At 71.7% G+C, this 16,961-nt stretch carries 18 protein-coding genes; 14 read left to right on the forward strand and 4 right to left on the reverse strand.

All coding sequences use genetic code 11. From position 1 onward, the window contains the following. Window positions 1–89 precede the first annotated feature (89 nt). From P2T37_RS14350 to P2T37_RS14365, 4 genes are read left to right on the forward strand one after another with little or no spacing between them, the layout of a single operon-like run. Window positions 90–716: a Yip1 family protein gene (locus P2T37_RS14350; protein ID WP_276234644.1), complete on the forward strand. Its 627-nt coding sequence runs from the start codon at window positions 90–92 to the stop codon at window positions 714–716. Next, window positions 713–2,182, forward strand: coding sequence for a COG1361 family protein (locus tag P2T37_RS14355; RefSeq protein WP_276234645.1), 1,470 nt, complete (start codon window positions 713–715; stop codon window positions 2,180–2,182). The genes P2T37_RS14350 and P2T37_RS14355 overlap by 4 nt, the downstream gene beginning before the upstream one ends. Beyond that, complete coding sequence (locus tag P2T37_RS14360) at window positions 2,172–2,849, forward strand: ABC transporter ATP-binding protein (protein ID WP_276234646.1); 678 nt, start codon at window positions 2,172–2,174, stop codon at window positions 2,847–2,849. Before P2T37_RS14355 ends, P2T37_RS14360 begins: the two co-directional genes overlap by 11 nt. Next, window positions 2,846–3,991, forward strand: a complete 1,146-nt coding sequence (locus P2T37_RS14365; RefSeq protein WP_276234647.1) for an ABC transporter permease — start codon at window positions 2,846–2,848, stop codon at window positions 3,989–3,991. Before P2T37_RS14360 ends, P2T37_RS14365 begins: the two co-directional genes overlap by 4 nt. Before the next feature lie 3 nt (window positions 3,992–3,994). On the opposite strand, the gene P2T37_RS14370 is transcribed toward P2T37_RS14365, so the two are convergent. Continuing rightward, a complete protein-coding gene (locus P2T37_RS14370) occupies window positions 3,995–6,043 on the reverse strand; it encodes a S9 family peptidase (protein ID WP_276234648.1) in 2,049 nt (682 codons plus the stop codon). 109 nt (window positions 6,044–6,152) lie between these two features. Here P2T37_RS14370 and yqeC point away from each other — a divergent pair, with 109 nt between their 5' ends. After that, on the forward strand, window positions 6,153–6,878 hold the full coding sequence (yqeC, locus tag P2T37_RS14375; protein ID WP_276234649.1) for a selenium cofactor biosynthesis protein YqeC: 726 nt from the start codon (window positions 6,153–6,155) through the stop codon (window positions 6,876–6,878). Here yqeC and mobA read toward each other — a convergent pair. Then, window positions 6,868–7,488: a molybdenum cofactor guanylyltransferase gene (mobA, locus tag P2T37_RS14380; protein ID WP_276234650.1), complete on the reverse strand. Its 621-nt coding sequence runs from the start codon at window positions 7,486–7,488 to the stop codon at window positions 6,868–6,870. The two genes, yqeC and mobA, sit on opposite strands and share 11 nt — an antisense overlap. A gap of 118 nt (window positions 7,489–7,606) precedes the next feature. Between mobA and P2T37_RS14385 the strand changes: the two genes are divergently transcribed. From P2T37_RS14385 to P2T37_RS14395, 3 genes are all read left to right on the forward strand, one after another. Beyond that, entirely contained in the window at window positions 7,607–8,782 is a 1,176-nt protein-coding gene (locus P2T37_RS14385) for a thiolase domain-containing protein (protein ID WP_276234651.1), read from the forward strand. Between the two features lie 52 nt (window positions 8,783–8,834). Next, window positions 8,835–10,235 (forward strand): zinc ribbon domain-containing protein, encoded by a 1,401-nt coding sequence (locus tag P2T37_RS14390; protein WP_276234652.1) that lies wholly within the window; start codon window positions 8,835–8,837, stop codon window positions 10,233–10,235. Between the two features lie 77 nt (window positions 10,236–10,312). Then, window positions 10,313–10,879, forward strand: coding sequence for a DUF2391 family protein (locus tag P2T37_RS14395; protein WP_276234653.1), 567 nt, complete (start codon window positions 10,313–10,315; stop codon window positions 10,877–10,879). On the opposite strand, the gene P2T37_RS14400 is transcribed toward P2T37_RS14395, so the two are convergent. Next, window positions 10,876–12,912 carry a hypothetical protein gene (locus P2T37_RS14400; RefSeq protein ID WP_276234654.1) on the reverse strand — a complete coding sequence of 679 codons (2,037 nt, stop codon included), beginning with the start codon at window positions 12,910–12,912 and terminating at the stop codon, window positions 10,876–10,878. The genes P2T37_RS14395 and P2T37_RS14400 overlap by 4 nt on opposite strands. A 99-nt stretch (window positions 12,913–13,011) precedes the next feature. On the opposite strand from P2T37_RS14400, the gene P2T37_RS14405 reads away from it, so the two are divergent. The 3 genes from P2T37_RS14405 to P2T37_RS14415 are packed head-to-tail and all read left to right on the forward strand — an operon-like array spanning window position 13,012 to window position 14,334. Then, complete coding sequence (locus P2T37_RS14405; protein ID WP_276234655.1) at window positions 13,012–13,839, forward strand: transcriptional regulator TbsP domain-containing protein; 828 nt, start codon at window positions 13,012–13,014, stop codon at window positions 13,837–13,839. Window positions 13,840–13,885: 46 nt separating this feature from the next. Then, a complete protein-coding gene (locus tag P2T37_RS14410) occupies window positions 13,886–14,065 on the forward strand; it encodes an HVO_2753 family zinc finger protein (protein ID WP_276234656.1) in 180 nt (59 codons plus the stop codon). Window positions 14,066–14,067: 2 nt separating this feature from the next. Beyond that, complete coding sequence (locus P2T37_RS14415; RefSeq protein WP_276234657.1) at window positions 14,068–14,334, forward strand: elongation factor 1-beta; 267 nt, start codon at window positions 14,068–14,070, stop codon at window positions 14,332–14,334. Window positions 14,335–14,385: 51 nt separating this feature from the next. Here the strand turns inward: P2T37_RS14415 and P2T37_RS14420 are convergent, their stop codons facing one another. Then, entirely contained in the window at window positions 14,386–15,549 is a 1,164-nt protein-coding gene (locus tag P2T37_RS14420) for a cystathionine gamma-synthase (protein WP_276234658.1), read from the reverse strand. Window positions 15,550–15,661: 112 nt separating this feature from the next. Between P2T37_RS14420 and P2T37_RS14425 the strand changes: the two genes are divergently transcribed. From P2T37_RS14425 to P2T37_RS14435, 3 genes are read left to right on the forward strand one after another with little or no spacing between them, the layout of a single operon-like run. Continuing rightward, a complete protein-coding gene (locus tag P2T37_RS14425; RefSeq protein WP_276234659.1) occupies window positions 15,662–15,958 on the forward strand; it encodes a 50S ribosomal protein L21e in 297 nt (98 codons plus the stop codon). After that, window positions 15,959–16,315 carry an RNA polymerase Rpb4 family protein gene (locus P2T37_RS14430; protein WP_276234660.1) on the forward strand — a complete coding sequence of 119 codons (357 nt, stop codon included), beginning with the start codon at window positions 15,959–15,961 and terminating at the stop codon, window positions 16,313–16,315. It begins immediately after the preceding gene. 43 nt (window positions 16,316–16,358) lie between these two features. Further along, the gene (locus P2T37_RS14435; protein WP_276234661.1) at window positions 16,359–16,931 is read left to right on the forward strand and encodes a DUF655 domain-containing protein; all 573 of its coding nucleotides are present in this window, start codon (window positions 16,359–16,361) and stop codon (window positions 16,929–16,931) included. Window positions 16,932–16,961: the final 30 nt, after the last annotated feature.

The following is a 16,961-nucleotide window of genomic DNA, read 5'->3' on the forward strand; positions in this document are numbered from 1 at the left end:
CCCGCCCCCGTTTTTCGACGCCGGCCGCCGAGCGGCGGCTACGCGATTTGACGTATTTTTAAGTACCCCCCGTCGCTTGGCTTCGGTGTATGTTAGATATCCTGTTCAGCCCCGACCGGTTCTTCCGCGAGCGCGCGGGCGACCCCGGTCTGGGCGGTCCCGTCGCCGTCGTCGCCGTCGTCGCCCTCCTCGGCGCGGTCGCCGCGTACCCCGCGGCGGAGGCCGTCGCCGCGGCGCTCCCCGCGGAGGCACAGGGATTCAGCGGCATCACCATCGCGACGACCCTCATCGGCGCGTTCGTCGGCCCGTTCGTCGTCTGGATACTGTTCGCCGCCGTCTTCCACGGCCTGTCCGCGTTCCTCTACGACGCGGAGGGCGACTTCCGCGACACGCTCGCGTTCACCGGCTGGGGGTTCGTGCCCGCCATCGTCACCGCGGTGGTCGGGATCGTCGTCGGCTTCCTCGTGTGGGGGTCGGTGCAGTTCCCCGACGCGACCGACCCGCAGGCCGTCCAGCAGTTCACCCGCGAGATACGCCAGCGCCCCGAGTTCATCGTCTCCGGCGTCGTTGGGCTCGTGGTACTGCTGTGGCGCGGGATGCTGTGGACCTTCGCGATGCAGCACTGCCGGAACATCGAGTTCCGCGAGGCGCTCGTGACCGTCGGCGTCCCGGTCGGCCTGCTGTTCCTCTACCGGCTCTCGGGGCTGGTACTGTGAGGCGGCTCCTCGTCGTCGCGCTGGTCGCGGCGCTCGTCGTCCCCGCCGGCATCGGCCTGGGAACCTCCTCGGCCCCGAAGCCCTCGGTCGTCTCCGTCGAGGTGTCGCCCGAACCCGCGGTCGTCGGCGAGACGGTGACCGTCGCGCCGACGATACGCAACGACGCCACCGCGTCCGAGGACTTCAACGTCAGCTACGTCTCCCTGCGGACGACCGAGGGCGACCAGTTGCGCCGATACACCAACATCACCGACCTCGGCACGCTGTCGCCGGGGACGAGCGTCCGGGTTCCGTTCGACGTGACCTTCGACGCCGCCGGCCAGAAGCGGCTCCGCGTCGTCGTCGTCGGGCAGAACGCCACGGGCAACGAGACCCGGGTGGAGTACCCGGTCTCCTTCTCCGTGCGGAGCGACCACCCGGCCGTCCGGCTGGACGTGGAGGAGACGCTCACCGCGGGCGTCGCGGAGCCGGTGAACGTGACCGTCTCGAACGGCTTCGAGCGGGAACTCCGGAGCGTCTCGGTCGAGGTGACGGGCGACGGCGTGCGGACCGACCCGGCGACCGTCGGGGCCGCACGGCTCGGCGCGGGCGAGGAGCGGGCGTTCGGCCTCGACCTCCGTGCCGCCTCGCCGGGGTCGGTCCCGGTCGAGGTGACCGTCGAGTACCGGACGACCACGGGGCTCGAACGGGAGACGACCGTGACGCGCACGCTCGACTTCGAGACGCTGTCCGAGGACGTGACCGTGAACGCGGGCTCGCCGGAGCGCGGGAACACGACGGTCCCCGTGACGGTCGGCAACTTCGGCAACGCCCCGCTGGAGAACGTCGTCGTCCGCGCGACGGCCTCGAACGGCAGCGTCGCCCCCGTCGCGGTCGGGTCGCTCGACGCCGGCACGACCCGGACGGTCGCGCTCGACGTGACCGACGTGGAGAGCCGTGCCGACGTCGACGTGACCGTGAGTTACCGGCTGGCCGGCGAGACGCGGAGCGTCTCCGATTCGACCCGGGTCGTCGCGGACCGGGACGTGCCCGGCGACGTGGAGCTGACCGGCCTCGACACCGAGCGCGAGGGCGACCGGGTCCACGTCCTCGGGAGCGCGGCGAACGTCGGGCTCCGGGGCGTGGACAGCGTCATCGTGCGCGTGCTGCCCGCCGACGGCGTCGAGCCGGCGGCGCCGAACCGCGAGTACTTCGTCGGCACCGTCCCCGCGTCGGACTTCGTCTCCTTCGACGTGTACGCGACCGTCGAGGGGAACGTCTCGGAGATACCGCTCGAAGTGAGCTACCTCGCGGACGGGGAGCGTCGGACCTACACGACGAGCGTGCCGTACGAGGCGCCCGCGGAACCGAGCGGGAACACGAACGACGGCGGCGGGAACGGCCTGCTCGTCGTCGGCGCGGGCGTCGTCCTCGCGCTGCTCGTCGTCGGCCTGCTCGTCGTGGGGTGGCGGAGCCGTGGGGAGTGACGACGGCCCGGTCATCGACGCGCGCGGCCTCGTCAAGCGGTACGAGAGCGGCGACGGCTACCTGGAGGCGCTGAAGGGCGTCGATATCGCCATCGAGCCGGGGGAGTTCGTCGCCATCATGGGGCCGTCCGGCAGCGGCAAGTCCACCCTGCTCAACATGCTCGGCCTGCTCGACGACCCGACCGAGGGCTCCGTCTACATCGACGGCGACGACACCGCCGAGTTCACAGACGCCGAGCGGACGACCGCCCGCAAGCGGACCATCGGCTTCGTGTTCCAGAACTTCTACCTCATCCCGACGCTCACCGCGCTGGAGAACGTCGAGGTGCCGGCGCTGCTCGACCGCGACCCCGCGACGCGCGACCGGGCCGCGGACCTGCTCTCCCGGGTGGGGCTCGCCGAGCGGACCGACCACCTGCCGGGCGAGCTGTCGGGCGGGCAGAAACAGCGCGTCGCCATCGCCCGCTCGCTCGTCAACGGCCCGCGGCTGCTGTTGGCCGACGAGCCGACGGGCAACCTCGACCGCGAGACGGGCCGGAAGGTCCTCGACGAGTTCACGCGCATCACGGAGTCGGGCGTCGCCGTCGTCGCCGTGACCCACGACCCGCAGTTACCCGACTACACCGACCGGACCATCGAGATGGTGGACGGGGAGTTGAGCCGGTGAGCCGCGTCGCGGACCTCTACCGGCGGTTCCCGACGCTGCTCATCGCGCGCCGGAACCTCACCCGGACGACGGCGCGGACGACGCTCGCCGTCCTCGGCATCGTCATCGGCGTCGTCGCCATCGCCTCGCTGGGCGTGTTCGGCTCCGTCCTCCAGACCGCGGCGCTGGGGAGCCTCGGCGACATCGGCAATCAGCTCGTCGTCACGCCGAACGCCGAGGAGGGAGTCACGAGCCTCACCGACCGGGACGTGCGCGCCATCGAGCGCGCCGCGGCCGACGCCGCGGTCGTCCCGCTCAAGCAGACCCGCGCGAGCGTGAGCTACGGGGGTGCGACGGTCGCGACCACGGTGTACGGCATCTCGAACCCGGCGGACGCCTTCGAGGCCGGGTCGGGCAGGATACCCGACCCCTTGCGCGGCGGCGCGCTCGTCGGGAGCGGGCTCGCCGGCGACCTCGACGTGCGGGCGGGCGACTCCATCACCGTGGCGAACCGGACCTACCGGGTGCGCGCCGTCCTCGCCGAACAGGGCGGCTTCTCGCCGCTCAACGTCGGCGCGGGCGTCGTCGTCCCCGTCGAACAGGTGAACGTGACCGGCTACCAGCAGGTCGTCGTCCAGACCGAGACGGGGGAGGCGGCGAACGCCACGGCGCGGGCGGTTCGCGAGTCAGTCAACGACCGCCAGGAGCGCGTCTCCATCATCGAGTTCTCGCAGATAACGGACCAGATCGGCTCCTTTTTCGACACGCTGTCGCTGTTCCTCATCGGCATCGGCTCCATCTCGCTCGTCGTCGCCGGCGTCTCCATCCTGAACGTGATGTTGATGTCCACCATCGAGCGGCGCGAGGAGATCGGCGTCCTCCGGGCCGTCGGCTACCAGCGGCGCGACGTCATCAAGATACTGCTGGCCGAGGCGACCCTGCTGGGCGTCATCGGCGGGCTGGCCGGCGTCGTCCTCAGCGTCGGCGCGGGCGCCGTCATCGCGCAGTTCGCGCTCTCGGACCCCGCCATGGCGCTTCGGCCGGACGCGGCGGTGTACTACCTCGCCGGCTTCTTCTTCGGCGTCGTCACGAGCGCCGTCTCGGGGCTCTACCCCGCGTGGAAGGCCGCCCGCGAGCGCCCCGTGGACGCGCTCAGGTCGTAGCCGTCACTCCCCGGTTCCGTCCTCCTCGTCCTCGCCGTCCTCGACCGTCGGGTCGTGCGTCTCGAACCAGTCGAGGAGGGTTTCGAGCCGGTGGATGGCCCGCTCGGGGTCCCCGACGTTGTGGTGCTCGCTCTGATATACGACGAGCTTCGCGGGCACGCCCTGCTTCTTCACGCTCAGGTAGAGCTGTTCGGCCTGCGTCGGCGGACAGCGCCAGTCCTCCTCCCCGGCGGTGATGAGCATCGGCGTCTCGACCTCGTCCACGTCGGTGAGCGAGGAGATGTCGCGGTAGGTGTCGAGGTTCTCCCACGGGAGGCCGAACTCGTCCTCGTGCCAGAGGTGGTTGTCGTCGGTGCCGAAGTTGGAGTAGAAGTCGTAGATGCCGTGCTCGGGCGCGATGGCCGCGAACGGCTCCTCGCGCACGGCGATGTGCGCGCTCGTGATGCCGCCGTACGAGAAGCCCGTACAGAACAGCCGGTCCGGGTCGGCCCACCCCTCGGACACGAGGTGTTCGACGCCCGAGATCACGTCGTCGCTCTCCAGGTCGCCGCGGCTCCCCCGGAGGCTCTCGGAGAAGTCGCCGCCGTAGGAGGTGCTCCCCCGGTAGTTCACGCAGATGACGACGTAGCCGGCGTTCGCGAACACCGCGTTCGTGAGGTCGAAGCCGGGCGTGTCGTAGGACATCGGCCCGCCGTGGATGCGCGCGATAGTCGGGTGCAGCTCGGGGTCGGTCGGGTCGAAGCCCTCGGGGTAGAACGCGACGGCCTCGATTTCCTCGCCGTCGCCGTTCTCGAAGGTGACGCGCTCGTGGCCCGGCAGGTCGTACGCCTCGACCATTCCCGCGTTGAGGTCGGTGAGCCGGCGGGTTTCGGAGAGCGACTCGACGGCGTGGAGGTCCGTCGGCGCGTCCGAGGTCGAGAGGCCGGCCACGACGCCGCCCGGCGTCGCGTCGAAGGCGTCGAGGTTCTCGCCGTCGCCCTGGGCATCGAAGACGCGCTCGGCGGGCGAGCCGTCCGCGTGACAGCGGAGCAGCCGGGTCCGGGCCTCGTCGCCGATGGGCGCGAGGACGGTGTCGTCGTCGGTCCACGCCGGCGCGCCCGCGAGCGCGACGGTCCGGTCGATGTTCCCCGAGACGGAGGCGAACCCGTCGTCGTCCGCGACGTACACCTCCGCCGGCCGGTACCAGTTCATCGGCGGGTGCCGCGCGACGAACGCGAGCCGGTCGCCCGAGGGGCTCCACGCCGGGCCCGAACAGAAGTGCTCGCCGTCGGTGACGCGCTCGCGGTTCGACCCGTCCGGGTCGATGGTGTACACGTCGTAGGCGGCCGAGTCCTCGGGGTCGTCCCCGTAGTTGGCGACGAACGCGATGCGGCCGTCGGGGCCCCACGCGGGCTGGAGGCCCGACAGCGCGGCCATCCCGCCCGACTCGTAGGCGTCGTCCAGCCGCGTCGCCTCCCGCGTGTCGAGGTCCGCGACGAACAGGTGAGAGGGCACGTCGTCGAGCCAGCCGACGCCGTTCGCCTTGTGGTTCAGCCGTTCTATCTCGATGGGGCCGTCGTCGCGTCGCTCCGCGAGCTTCTCGGCCTGCTCGTCCGAGGGGTCGCGGGCGTCGAAGACGATACGCTCGCCCTCGGGGCCGAAGTCGAACGCGCGGACGCCCTCGTCGCGGTCGGTCGCCTGCCGGGCGTCGCCGCCGCGCGCGAGGTCGAACACCCACACCTGCGGCTTCGGGCCGTCGTCGCCGTTCTCCTCCTCCTCGTCGTCCTCCTCGTTCGGCCCGACCGTCATCGCGAGGTCCGTCTCGCGGGCCGCGAGGAAGCCGAGCTTCTCGCCGTCGGGGCCCCACACGGGCGAGGAGGCGTCCGACGCGCGGGTGAGTCGGTACGGGTCGCGCGAGCCGTCGGTCGGGACGACGAACACGGAGTTGCGTCGCCGGTCCTCGTCGGGGTCGAATTCGGTCGCCACGAACGCGGCGCGGTCGCCCGAGGGCGAGAGCGCGGCGTCGAGGACGCCGGTGTACTCGTAGATGTCGTCGGGTTCCAGGGTCGTCACACCGGCGCGTAGGACGGTCCCGACTAATGTCTACCCCTCGCGCGACACGACTCGCGCGACGGCCCGGGCCCGGCGTAACGGTCTTTGCGCGCCGCGGCGACCCCGGGACATGGAACTCCCCGACGCCCTCGCCGCCGAGGGCATCGTCTGTGCGGTCGGCGCGGGCGGCAAGAAGACCGCGATGGCCGCGCTCGCCGACGCCTGCGACCGCGCGACCGTCACGGCCACGGTCCGCATCCCGAAGGCGTTCGCCGACAACGTCGCGCGCATCGCGGTCACGGACGACCCCGCGAGCGTCGTCCGCGACAACGACGAGTGGCCCCTCGAAGTGGTACCCGGCGCGGCCGACGACTCCCGGCACGGCGGCTACGAGAACGCGACGGTCGCGGCCCTGCGCGACGTGGCTCCCGGGCCGGTGCTCGTGAAGGCCGACGGCGCGCGGATGCGGCGGTTCAAGGCCCCCGGCGACCGCGAGCCGCAGCTCCCCAAGAACACGGACACGGTGCTCGCCATCGCCAGCGTCCACGCCGTCGGCGAACCGCTGGACGAAGGGATGGTCCACCGGCCCGAGCGCGTGTCGAACCTCACCGGTCGGCCGGAGGGCGAGACCGTCACGACTGGCGACGTGGCGACCGTCCTCGGCCACGAGCGCGGCGGGATGAAGGACGTGCCCGCGGGCGCGACGACCGTCGCGGTCGTGAACATGGTGGACGACGACGCCCTCGAAGCGACGGCCCGCGAGGTAGCGGCCGAGACGCTCGCGCGCTCCGAGCGCGTCGACCGCGTCGCGCTGACGAAACTCGACGAGGCGCGCGTCGTCGACGTTATCGACTGAGCCGTTCGGCGGCCCGGTCGAACGCCTCGCGGGTATCGACGCTCTCGAAGGAGTCGAGCGAGCCGCGCGCTTCGAGGGCCGCCCGCTCGACGACGGTCCAGTCGAGGTCGTCGAGGGGGGCGAGTATCTTCCGGTCGCCGCGGGCGAGCGCCCGGTCGCAGGCGTCGGCCATCGCCCCCGCGCGGTAGGCAGCGTGGGTGGTCGCGTACCACTCGTCGGGGCGCGGAACCGCCGCGTCGCGGCCGGCCGCGCGTTCGAGACACAGGTCCGCGAGCGCGGGGTCGAGGAAGGGCATGTCGCAGGCCGCGACGAAGGCGTACTCGGCGTCCAGCCGCGCGGCGCCGCGACACGCCGTCCTGATACCCGCCATCGGTCCCTCGTCCGTCTCGGGGTCCTCCGCGACCGTCACGGGGTTCGGGTAGCCGTCCATGGCGGCCTCCACCTCGGCGCGCTGGTCGGGCCGGCAGTTCACGACGAGCGCGTCCGTCACCCCCACGAGGCGGTCCGCGACCCGGCGTATCATGGGGGTGCCGGCGAGGACGGCCGTGGCCTTGTCGGCGTCGCCGAACCGCGTCGAGCGGCCCCCGGCGACGATGGCTCCCGCGCGCATACCCGGCCTCGACCGCGGGCGGGCAAAGGCGTGTCGTCCCGGCGACGGCGAGAACGCCCGGGGTCGGACGGTTATTTGCCCCTGGGCGCGGTGGCTCCGGTATGGACGAGGTGACGCCGTGACCGACGCCTACGTCGTCGGCGCGGGCCAGTCGGACTACGGGGCCTTCCCCGACGAGTCGTACCGCTCGCTGTTCGCCACCGCTTACGAGGACGCCCTCGACTCGGTGCCGGACGGGATGGACCCCGACCGCATCGACGAGGCCGTCGTCGGCACGCTCGGCGTCGGCGGCCGCCAACTGGGCCTCCCCGGCCCGGCCGTGACCGAACACGTCGGCCTCCACGGCGTGCCGACGACGCGCGTCGAGAACGCCTGTGCCGCGTCGGGCTACGCGGTCCGACAGGCCGTGCAGGCCGTGAAGTCCGGGATGGCCGACGTGGTCCTCGCGGGCGGCGTCGAGGTGATGAACGACGCCTCCGGCGACGCGGTGCGATACTGGCTCGGCGTCTCCGGCGAGACGGAGTGGGAGCGGCTCTCGGGGACGACCTTCTCGGGGGTGTACGCGCAGATGGCCTCCGCGCACATGCGCGAGTACGGCACGACGGTCGAACAGCTCTCGCACGCCGCGGTCAAGAGCCACGAGAACGGCGCGAAGAACCCCCACGCGCAGCTCGGCTTCGAGTGTACGCTGGAGGACGCCGTGAACGCGCCGACGGTCGCGGACCCGCTCACGCTGTACCACTGCTGTCCCACGAGCGACGGCGCGGCCGCCGTCCTCGTCGTGAGCGAGGACGTGGTCGAGGAGTTCACCGACGACCCCATCCGCGTCGCCGGGGTCGGGGCTTCCTCCGACCGCGTCGGCCTGTTCCAGCGCGAGACGTACACGAACGTCCCGGCCTCGCGGCGTGCGGGCGAGGGGGCCTACGAGATGGCCGGCATGAGCGCCGACGACGTGGACTTCGCGGAGGTCCACGACTGCTTCTCCATCGCCGAACTCGCCGCCTACGAGGACCTCGGCTTCTGCGAGCAGGGGAAGGCGGGCGAGTTCGTCGAGTCGGGCGCGACCCGCCTCGACGGCGACCTCCCGGTCAACACCTCCGGCGGGCTGAAGTCGAAGGGCCACCCCATCGGCGCGACCGGTGCCGGCCAGGTGGTCGAGGTGTTCGAACAGCTCTCGGGCCACGCGGGCGAGCGCCAGCTCAACGACCCGCGCGTCGGGCTGACACACAACGTCGGCGGCTCGGGCGGCGCCGCGGTCGTCCACCTGTTCGAGCGGGAGGAGGTGGCGCGATGAGCGCCACCGAACCCGCGAGCGGGAGGAACGACACGGGAGCGGAGGTGGCGCGATGAGCGTCGGAATCCGCGCCGTCGGCGCGTACGCGCCCCGGTTCCGCGTGACCGCCGAGGCGTTCGAGGAGGCGTGGGGCTCGTTCGACGCGCCGGGCGTCGAGACGAAGGCCGTCCCCGACGCCGACGAGGACGCGCTGACGATGGGGTACGAGGCGGCGACGCGCGCGCTCGACGCGGCCGAGGTCGCCCCGGAGGAAGTGGACTTCCTCGCGTTCGCCTCCACCACCCCGCCGCTCGCGGAGGAGGACCTCACCGTCCGGCTCGGCTCCCTGCTCGGGGTCGAGAGCGACGCGACCCGCCACGTCTTCACCGGGAGCACGCGGGCCGGGACGCGCGCGCTCGCGGCGGCGCTCGACGCCGGCCCCGAACGGGGACTGGTCGTCGTGGCCGACTGCCCGCGCGGCGAGCCGCACGACGCGCGCGAACACGCGGCCGGGGCGGGGGCGGCGGCGTTCGTCGTCGGTCCCGAGGCGCCGCTCCGGGTCACGGAGCGGGTCGAACACGCCGACGCCTATCCGGGGACGCGGTTCCGCCGGACGGGCGAGGAGCGCGTCGGGAGCATCGACGCGGGCGTGTACGACCGGAACGCGTTCGTCCGCCCGCTCGCGGCCGCCGTCGAGGACATCGAGGTCGGTGACCTCGACGCCGCGGCGATACAGATGCCCGACGGCAAACTCCCCTACCGCGCCGCGGGCGCGATGGGCCTCGACAACGGGACGGTCCACGCGGGCGGCACCGTCTCGACGCTCGGGGACACGGGCGCGGCCTCGGTGCCGCTCGGACTCGCGTCGGCACTCTCGGAGGGCGCGGAACGGCTGCTCGCCGTGTCGTGGGGCTCCGGTGCGGGGGCCGACGCGTTCCTGCTCGCCGCCGAGGGCGAGGTGCCGGTTTCGCTCGCACTCGACGGGGACGAGGAGGTCAGCTACGCCGAGTACCTCCGCCTGCGCGGAGAGATAACGGCCGAGGAGCCGGACGGCGGCGGGGCGTACGTCTCCGTGCCGACGTGGCACCGCTCGCTCCCGCAGCGCCACCGGCTCGTCGCCGGGCGCTGTCCGGAGTGCGGGACGTACACCTTCCCGCCGGAGGGTGCCTGTCGCGGCTGCGACACGCTGGTCGAGTTCGAGGAGGTCGCGCTGTCCGGCGACGGTACCGTCGAGGCACAGACGGAGATAGGAAAGGGCGGCGCGCCCCCGGAGTTCGCGGAACTGCAGTCGCGCTCGGGGGCGTTCGGCGTCGCCATCGTCGCGTTCGACGCGCCCGACGGCGGCGAGGCGACCGCGCCGGCGATGGTCGTCGGGGACGCCGCCGTCGGCGACCGCGTGGAGGCGACACAGCGGCGCATCTACACGCAGGAGGGCGTCACCCGGTACGGGTTCAAGGTGCGGCGCGCCGAGTAGCACGAAACCTTACGTCGGGGGCGGCCGCCGGGGGAGTATGAGCCGATTCCCGACCGGCCGCGCGGGGGTGCGGTGACGTGTCGACCGACGACTACGTCTCCACGGAGGAGGCGAGGCCGGAGGACATCGTCGACGACCTCGCGGACCTGCGGGCGCAGGTCGCGGACCCCGAGGCCCGAGCGCAGGTGAACGACCTGATGGAACAGGTGGCGGACCTCCAGCCGCGGGGCCTCGGCAACGTCATCGTCGGGTTCGACCGCACGGACCTCGCGGAGGCGGCGCTCGGCGCGCTGCTGTTCGGCATCCCGATGTTCGTCGAGGGCGGCACCAACGAGGTCGGCGCGTTCGTCGCCGACCGGCCGCTGGCGTTCGTCGGTACGCTCGTCGCCGCGGTGCTTCTCGTCTACGGCATCGTCTACGTCGCGGACTTCCAGGACGTGCGCGTCCACGAGCCGCTGTTCGGGCTCGTCCCGCGGCGGCTGGCCGGCGTCGTCGGCGCGTCCTTCCTGGTCGCGGCGCTCGGGATGACGCTGTGGGGCCGGGTCGACTGGACCTCGCCGTGGCTCGCCGTCTGCACGGTGAGCGTCGCGTTCGTCCCGATGTCCATCGGCGCGGCGCTGGGTGACATCATCCCCGGGAGCTAGGGCAGGTCCGCGCGCTCGATGTCGGCGGACCACCGGAGGTCGCCGTCGACGAACACGGGGACGTCCTCCAGGGCGAAGAAGTCGAGGAGGGCGTCCGCTTCGAGCGTGATTTCCGTGTTCCGCGCGCCGAGGAGACAGGGCGTATCGGTCACGTTCCGAAGTCTCCCGACGGTCCCGATGTGCTCCGACCCACCGGGTGGGGCGTCGGCCGAGAGGACGTACCGGCCGTCCTCGGCCACCGCGAGCGAGCAGACCGTCGGGACGCCCTGCCGGTCCGCGACGGCGATGGTCGTCCCGTCGCCGACGGTGAGGTACTGTCCCCCGTTCCCGCCGCGTCGCCGGAGGAGCGCCCCGACTAGCCCGAGCGGGAAGTGGTTGCCGAGCAGCCGCGCGACGTCGATTCCGACCCCGGTCGCGTCGTGGGTGTTGATGTCCCCGAGCGTGACGACGCCGCCGCGCGCGCCGCTCTCGACGAGGCCGATACCGGCCCGGTACGAGTGGCAGGCGTTCAGGAGGAACACCGTCACCCCGACCGAGTCGAGGGTCGTGGGGTCGAGGCGGCCGTCCGGACACTCGAGTCCGTCGGCGGTCGCGTGTCCGATGAAGTGGAAGAAGGACGCTTCCTCGCGAAGCCGTGCGGCGAGTTGTGTCGTCGTCTGCTCGCCGTACACGTCGACGTCGTACTCGAGGCCAGCGCGCTCGCGGTATCGTCGCCGCACCTCCTCGACCTCCTCGGTCATCGACGGGTCGTTGCAGACGACGACCACGCGCTGGTCGAGCCGGGCGGTCCTGCCGCCCTCCGACGGTTGGAGCGACTTCGCCGCCCCCAACGGAACCCCGTCGCCGACCCACAGCGTCTCGGTGGCGTCGGCGGTCGGAACGTCGACGAACCGCTCTCCGTCGTCGACAGCCGTCGCGACGCTCCGGGTCGGTCCGGGCGGGTCGGCGAACCGCCGCAGTGCGACGGCGGCGGCCTCGGTCCCCTCGTACGACGGCGGCCGCGCGGGCCGGACGAGCGAGAGGCGGGACACGAGGTCGGGCAACCGTTCGGCGTACTCGGCGTCGGGTTGGACGTACGCGACGGGTGACCACCGCGGACAGTGTGGTATCGTCCGCTCGGGATCCACCCCGAGGTACGCGGCCAACCGTTCCGGCTCCGGAGCCGCCGCGAGCCGCTCGAAGTCGAGCAGGGGATCGACGGCCGCTGCCTCGGCAGCGCCGGCCGCGTTGGGACCGTACTGTCGCGCCGCCACGTCACACATGAACACGTGCTTCAGCAGCCGCTCCGGGCTCTCGGTTGGGTTCGAGAGGGGGAACACGGCGTCGCGCACCTCGACGCGGGGGTCGGAACCCGTCACGAGCGGCGCGCCGAGGTAGTACGCGAGCGGCGCGGCCGTCATGACAGCCTCCGTCGTCGGTTCGACCGCGACGGTCGTCTCCGAGCGAGCCCGCGGCGCGGTCCCTCGAACGGACCGTTCGTTCCCGATCCGTAGGCGTGGCGGGTGCCCCCTGAGCGTCGGGTACGACCGGTCCGGCGAGTCCGTCTTGATCGCGCCGCCGAACCGGGAGACCGCCCACGCCAGTCCCTCGGGGTCGGGGGTCGTCGTCACCGTCCCGGTCGGAGTCTCGTGGTAGGAACGCACGCCGAGGCGGACTCGCGACGGCGCGTCGAAAACGATACTGGCGTCGTCGACCTCCGTCCGTATCTCGAAGGGTCCCGCTATCCGGACGTACACCTTCATCGAGCCGGAGAGCTCCACGAACCGGCGTCCGGGACCGAACCGTTCGCCGTCCGACTCCGTCAACCGGCACACGATCTCGCCGTCGTCGTCGCGGACGACCACGCCGGCGCTCGCGGTCCCCAACCCCCCCGTCGTGAACTCCCACGCGTTGTCGACCGGGAACGGGAACCCCTCGGGGGGAACCGGCGTCGGCTCCGTTCCGACCGGACCGAGCGACATCCGCGCGTTCATCGCCGGGTCGACGAGCGTCAGCCCGTCGGCCCCCGACCGCAGGTCGACGTACTCTCCCATTCAAACGGAGTTCGTATCAGCGCGTATAAATGTATGCTCCCGGAGCCGGTCCCGGTCCGGCCCGAAAGGGTCAAAACGGTTCCTCGAGTACTCTCGGACGTGTCAGAGGAAGTATCCGCCGGGCAGCTCTCCACCGTGCTCCGTGACGCGCTCGCGGGCGGCGGAGCGGCGACGGTAACGTGTACGGACGCGACGGTGTTGTTCGCCGCGGTCCGGGCGCTCGACGCGCTCGACGGGAGCGACAGGCCCGACGAGACGCGGCTTCTCGCGACCGACGGGGCGGCGAAGGCCGCCTCGCGCGACTTCGTGACGGCGACGGCGTTCGCCGACCTGCGGGCCGACGACGCCGCGGCGCTTCGGACGGTCGACCCCGCCGCCCTCCCCGAGCCGATGGTCGTGACCGACGAGAGCGTCGTCCCGGTGTTGCGGGGGGTTCCCTGCAAGAGCGTGACGGTGCGGGTGGCGGACACGACGCTCCGGAGCGAGTACACCGACGCGCTCTCGACACGGTGGGACGACGCCGAGGGGTACGACCTCGACTCGTACCCGCGCTCGGACTTCCTCGCGTCGTTGAGCGACAAGTTCGGCGACGCGTTCCGCGCCGACTTCGAGCGGGCGCTCGCCGCGCCGGACACCCGCGGCCCGGGCGACGGGGTCGACCCCGTGGACCTGCTCGTTCTCGTCGCGGCGAAACACGGCGAGCAGTCGTACGAACTCAACCGCTGGGGCGAGTCGTTCGGCGTCGCGAGCGTCGGGAAGTTCTCGCAGTCGAAGCGCCGGCTGGAGGAGATCGGTCTCGTGGAGACGGAGAAGGTCCAGACCGGCTCCGTGGGACGGCCGCGCCAGCGGCTCCGCATCGGGCTGGACGACCTCGCGGGCGCGGACGCGGAGGAACTCGTGGGGGCGATGCGGTCCGTCCTCGGCTAGCGGCCCTTTTGAAAAGCGTTAAACCCGACCGTCACGCAACGCGGGTATGAGCGAATCCGAGCAGAAGCGCGCACGCAAGTGCGTCTCCTGCGGAATCAACATCTCCGGGACGGCCGCCGCCCGGTTCAAGTGTCCCGACTGCGGGCACGAGATATTCCGCTGCGCGAAGTGCCGCAAGCAGAGCAACCTCTACGAGTGCCCGGACTGCGGGTTCACGGGGCCGTAACGATGGGGAAGGTCGCCGTCAAGCTCAAGGTCATGCCGCAGAACCCCGAGGTCGACCTCGACGATCTCCAGGACCGCCTGGAGGCCTCCCTCCCGGAGGGCGCGAAGGTCCGCGGTTTCGACCGCGACGACGTCGCGTTCGGGCTCGTGGCGCTGCTCCCGACCGTCATCGTCCCGGACGACGCCGGCGGCAGCGAGGCCGTCGAGGAGGCGTTCTCCGGCGTGGAGGGCGTCGAGTCCGTCGCCGTCGAATCGCAGGGTCGCCTGTAACGCCGTCTCCGTCTTTTTCCGCGACGCTCCGTCCGCGAGCCGCCGGTATAGTCAGTAGAGCCCCGCCGCCTCGAACGCCCGCCGTAGGTCGGCTTCGAGGTCGTCCGCGTGTTCGACGCCCACCGAGGCGCGGATGAGTCCGTCCGTGAGGCCGATGGCCTCCCGCTCCTCCGGCGGGATGGCCGCGTGGGTCATCGCCGCGGGCTGTTCGATGAGGCTCTCGACGCCGCCGAGCGACTCCGCGAGCGTGAACACCTCGGTCTCGGAGACGACCGTGCCCGCCTCGTCGAGGGTGGCGTCGAGTTCGAACGAGAGCATCCCGCCGAAGTCGTCCATCTGTCGGGCCGCGAGGTCGTGTTGCGGGTGCGACTCCAGCCCGGGGTAGTAGACGCGGTCGACGCACGACTGGCCCTGGAGCCACGCCGCGAGGCGGCGGGCGTTCTCACAGTGGCGGTCCATGCGCACGGGGAGCGTCTTGGTGCCCCGGAGGACGAGGAAGCAGTCGAACGGGCCGGGCGTCGCGCCGACGGCGTTCTGGTAGAAGCCGATACGCTCGTCGAGGTCGGCGTCGTCCGTCACGAGCGCGCCGCCGACGGTGTCGGAGTGGCCCCCGAGGTACTTCGTCAGCGAGTGGGAGACGATGTCCGCGCCGTGTTCGAGCGGGCGCTGGAGGTACGGCGTGGCGAACGTGTTGTCCACCGCACACAGCGCGCCGGCGGCGTGAGCGACCTCCGCGAGCGCGCCGATGTCGGCGATGCGCATGAGGGGGTTCGTCGGCGTCTCGACCCAGACGAGTTCCGTCTCGGGGCGGACGGCGTCGGCGACGGCCTCGGGGTCCGTGGTGTCCACGAACGAGAAGGAGAGGTCGTACTCCTCGTACACCTGCGTGAAGATGCGGTGGGTGCCGCCGTACACGTCGTCGCTCGTGACGACGTGGTCGCCCGCCGACAGCAGATTGAGGACGGTGTTGATGGCGCCCATCCCCGAGGAGAAGGCGCGGCCGTGGGCGCCCCCCTCCAGCGCGGCGAGGTTGGCTTCGAGGTCCGTCCGCGTGGGGTTGCCCGTCCGGGAGTACTCGTAGCCCCGGTGGGCGCCGGGGGCGTCCTGTTCGTAGGTGGAGTTCGCGTGGATGGGCGTCATCAGCGCGCCCGTCTCGGGGTCCGGCTCCTGGCCGGCGTGGATGGCCCGCGTCTCGATACGGGAGTCGTCGTCCATGCCCGGGCTGTGTCGCCCCGGCGTATATCACTGTCCGTCCGCCGGGGTCGCGCGCGCCCGGCCCCGTAACGCACGTTTTATAACGCTGACCGGGTAACGGGGGAACACGACTATGCCGAGTTCCAACGGTCCGCTCCACGGCACGCGAAACAAGCTGAAGAACAAACCCCGCGAGCGCGGCACCTCGCCGCCGCAGCGCTCGGTCGAGGAGTACGAGCCGGGCGAGAAGGTCCACCTGAAGATCGACCCGTCGGTCCCGAAGGGACGCTTCCACCCGCGCTTCTCCGGCCACACGGGCACCGTCGAGGCCAAGCAGGGCCGCGCGTACAAGGTCCGCATCACGGACGGCGGGAAGGAGAAGTCGCTCATCGCGAACCCCGCACACCTCCGGCGTCAGGTCAACGAGTAGATGACGATCTTCAAGGAGATCGTCGGCGAGGAGTACCTCACCGTCTCCGAGGTGAAGGAGGACCTCGCCGTCATCGAGGAGGAGCGCGCGCTCGACGAGGAGCGCGAGATGCCCTACGAACTGGCGCGTGCAATCGAGCACGCGAACCGGTTCGCCGAGTTCGACGCCGAGGACGCCGTCGCACTCGTCGAGGAGCTTCAGGAACTGGAGAAGGTCGACGAGGCGACCGCCTACAAGATAACCAACCTGCTGCCGGCGGACCGCGACGAACTCCGGGCCATCTACGCGCAGGAGCGCTACTCGCTGTCGGGCGACGAACTCGACGACGTGCTCGACGTCGTCGCGAAGTACGCCTGAGTCCACGACGCATTTTAAATACGCGCTCGTACTATCCGGTGACATGACCGACTCCGGGAGCGACGAGCGCGTCGAGGCCGTCGTACTGGACTCGTTACCCAACGGGCGGCCCGACGACACGCGGCCGCAGTACCAGAAGGACCCGCTCGCGTACGCGCTCGGCGTCGAGGACTTCCGCCTGTACGAGCTCACGCTCACCGAGGAGGCACACGTCCTCGTCGGCGACCGCCTGCTCGTGGAGCCGCGCGGCGAGCGCGACGAGGTGGCCTCGGCCCGGCGTATCGGCTTCGACGACCTGCCGGGCGCGGCCCGCTCCGAACTGGAGTACGCCGTCGAGGAGCTCATCGACGCCGACGAGGAGCGGTTCGTCGGCTTCTACAACGACGCCCAGCCCATCACGCTGCGGCTCCACCAGCTGAACCTCCTGCCGGGCATCGGGAAGAAGCTGCGCAACGACATCCTCGACGAGCGCAAGCGGAAGCCGTTCGAGTCGTTCGAGGAGCTGACGGAGCGCGTCTCCGGCCTCCACAAGCCGCGGGAGGTCCTCGCCGAACGCATCGCCGAGGAACTCCGCGAGGACGACCTGAAGTACCGCATCTTCGTCCGGGGCGAGTAGCCGTCCCGGGTCGTGAAGGCTTTTCATCGG

It is taken from the genome of Halosegnis marinus, from assembly GCF_029338355.1.
Lineage (GTDB): Archaea > Halobacteriota > Halobacteria > Halobacteriales > Haloarculaceae > Halosegnis > Halosegnis marinus.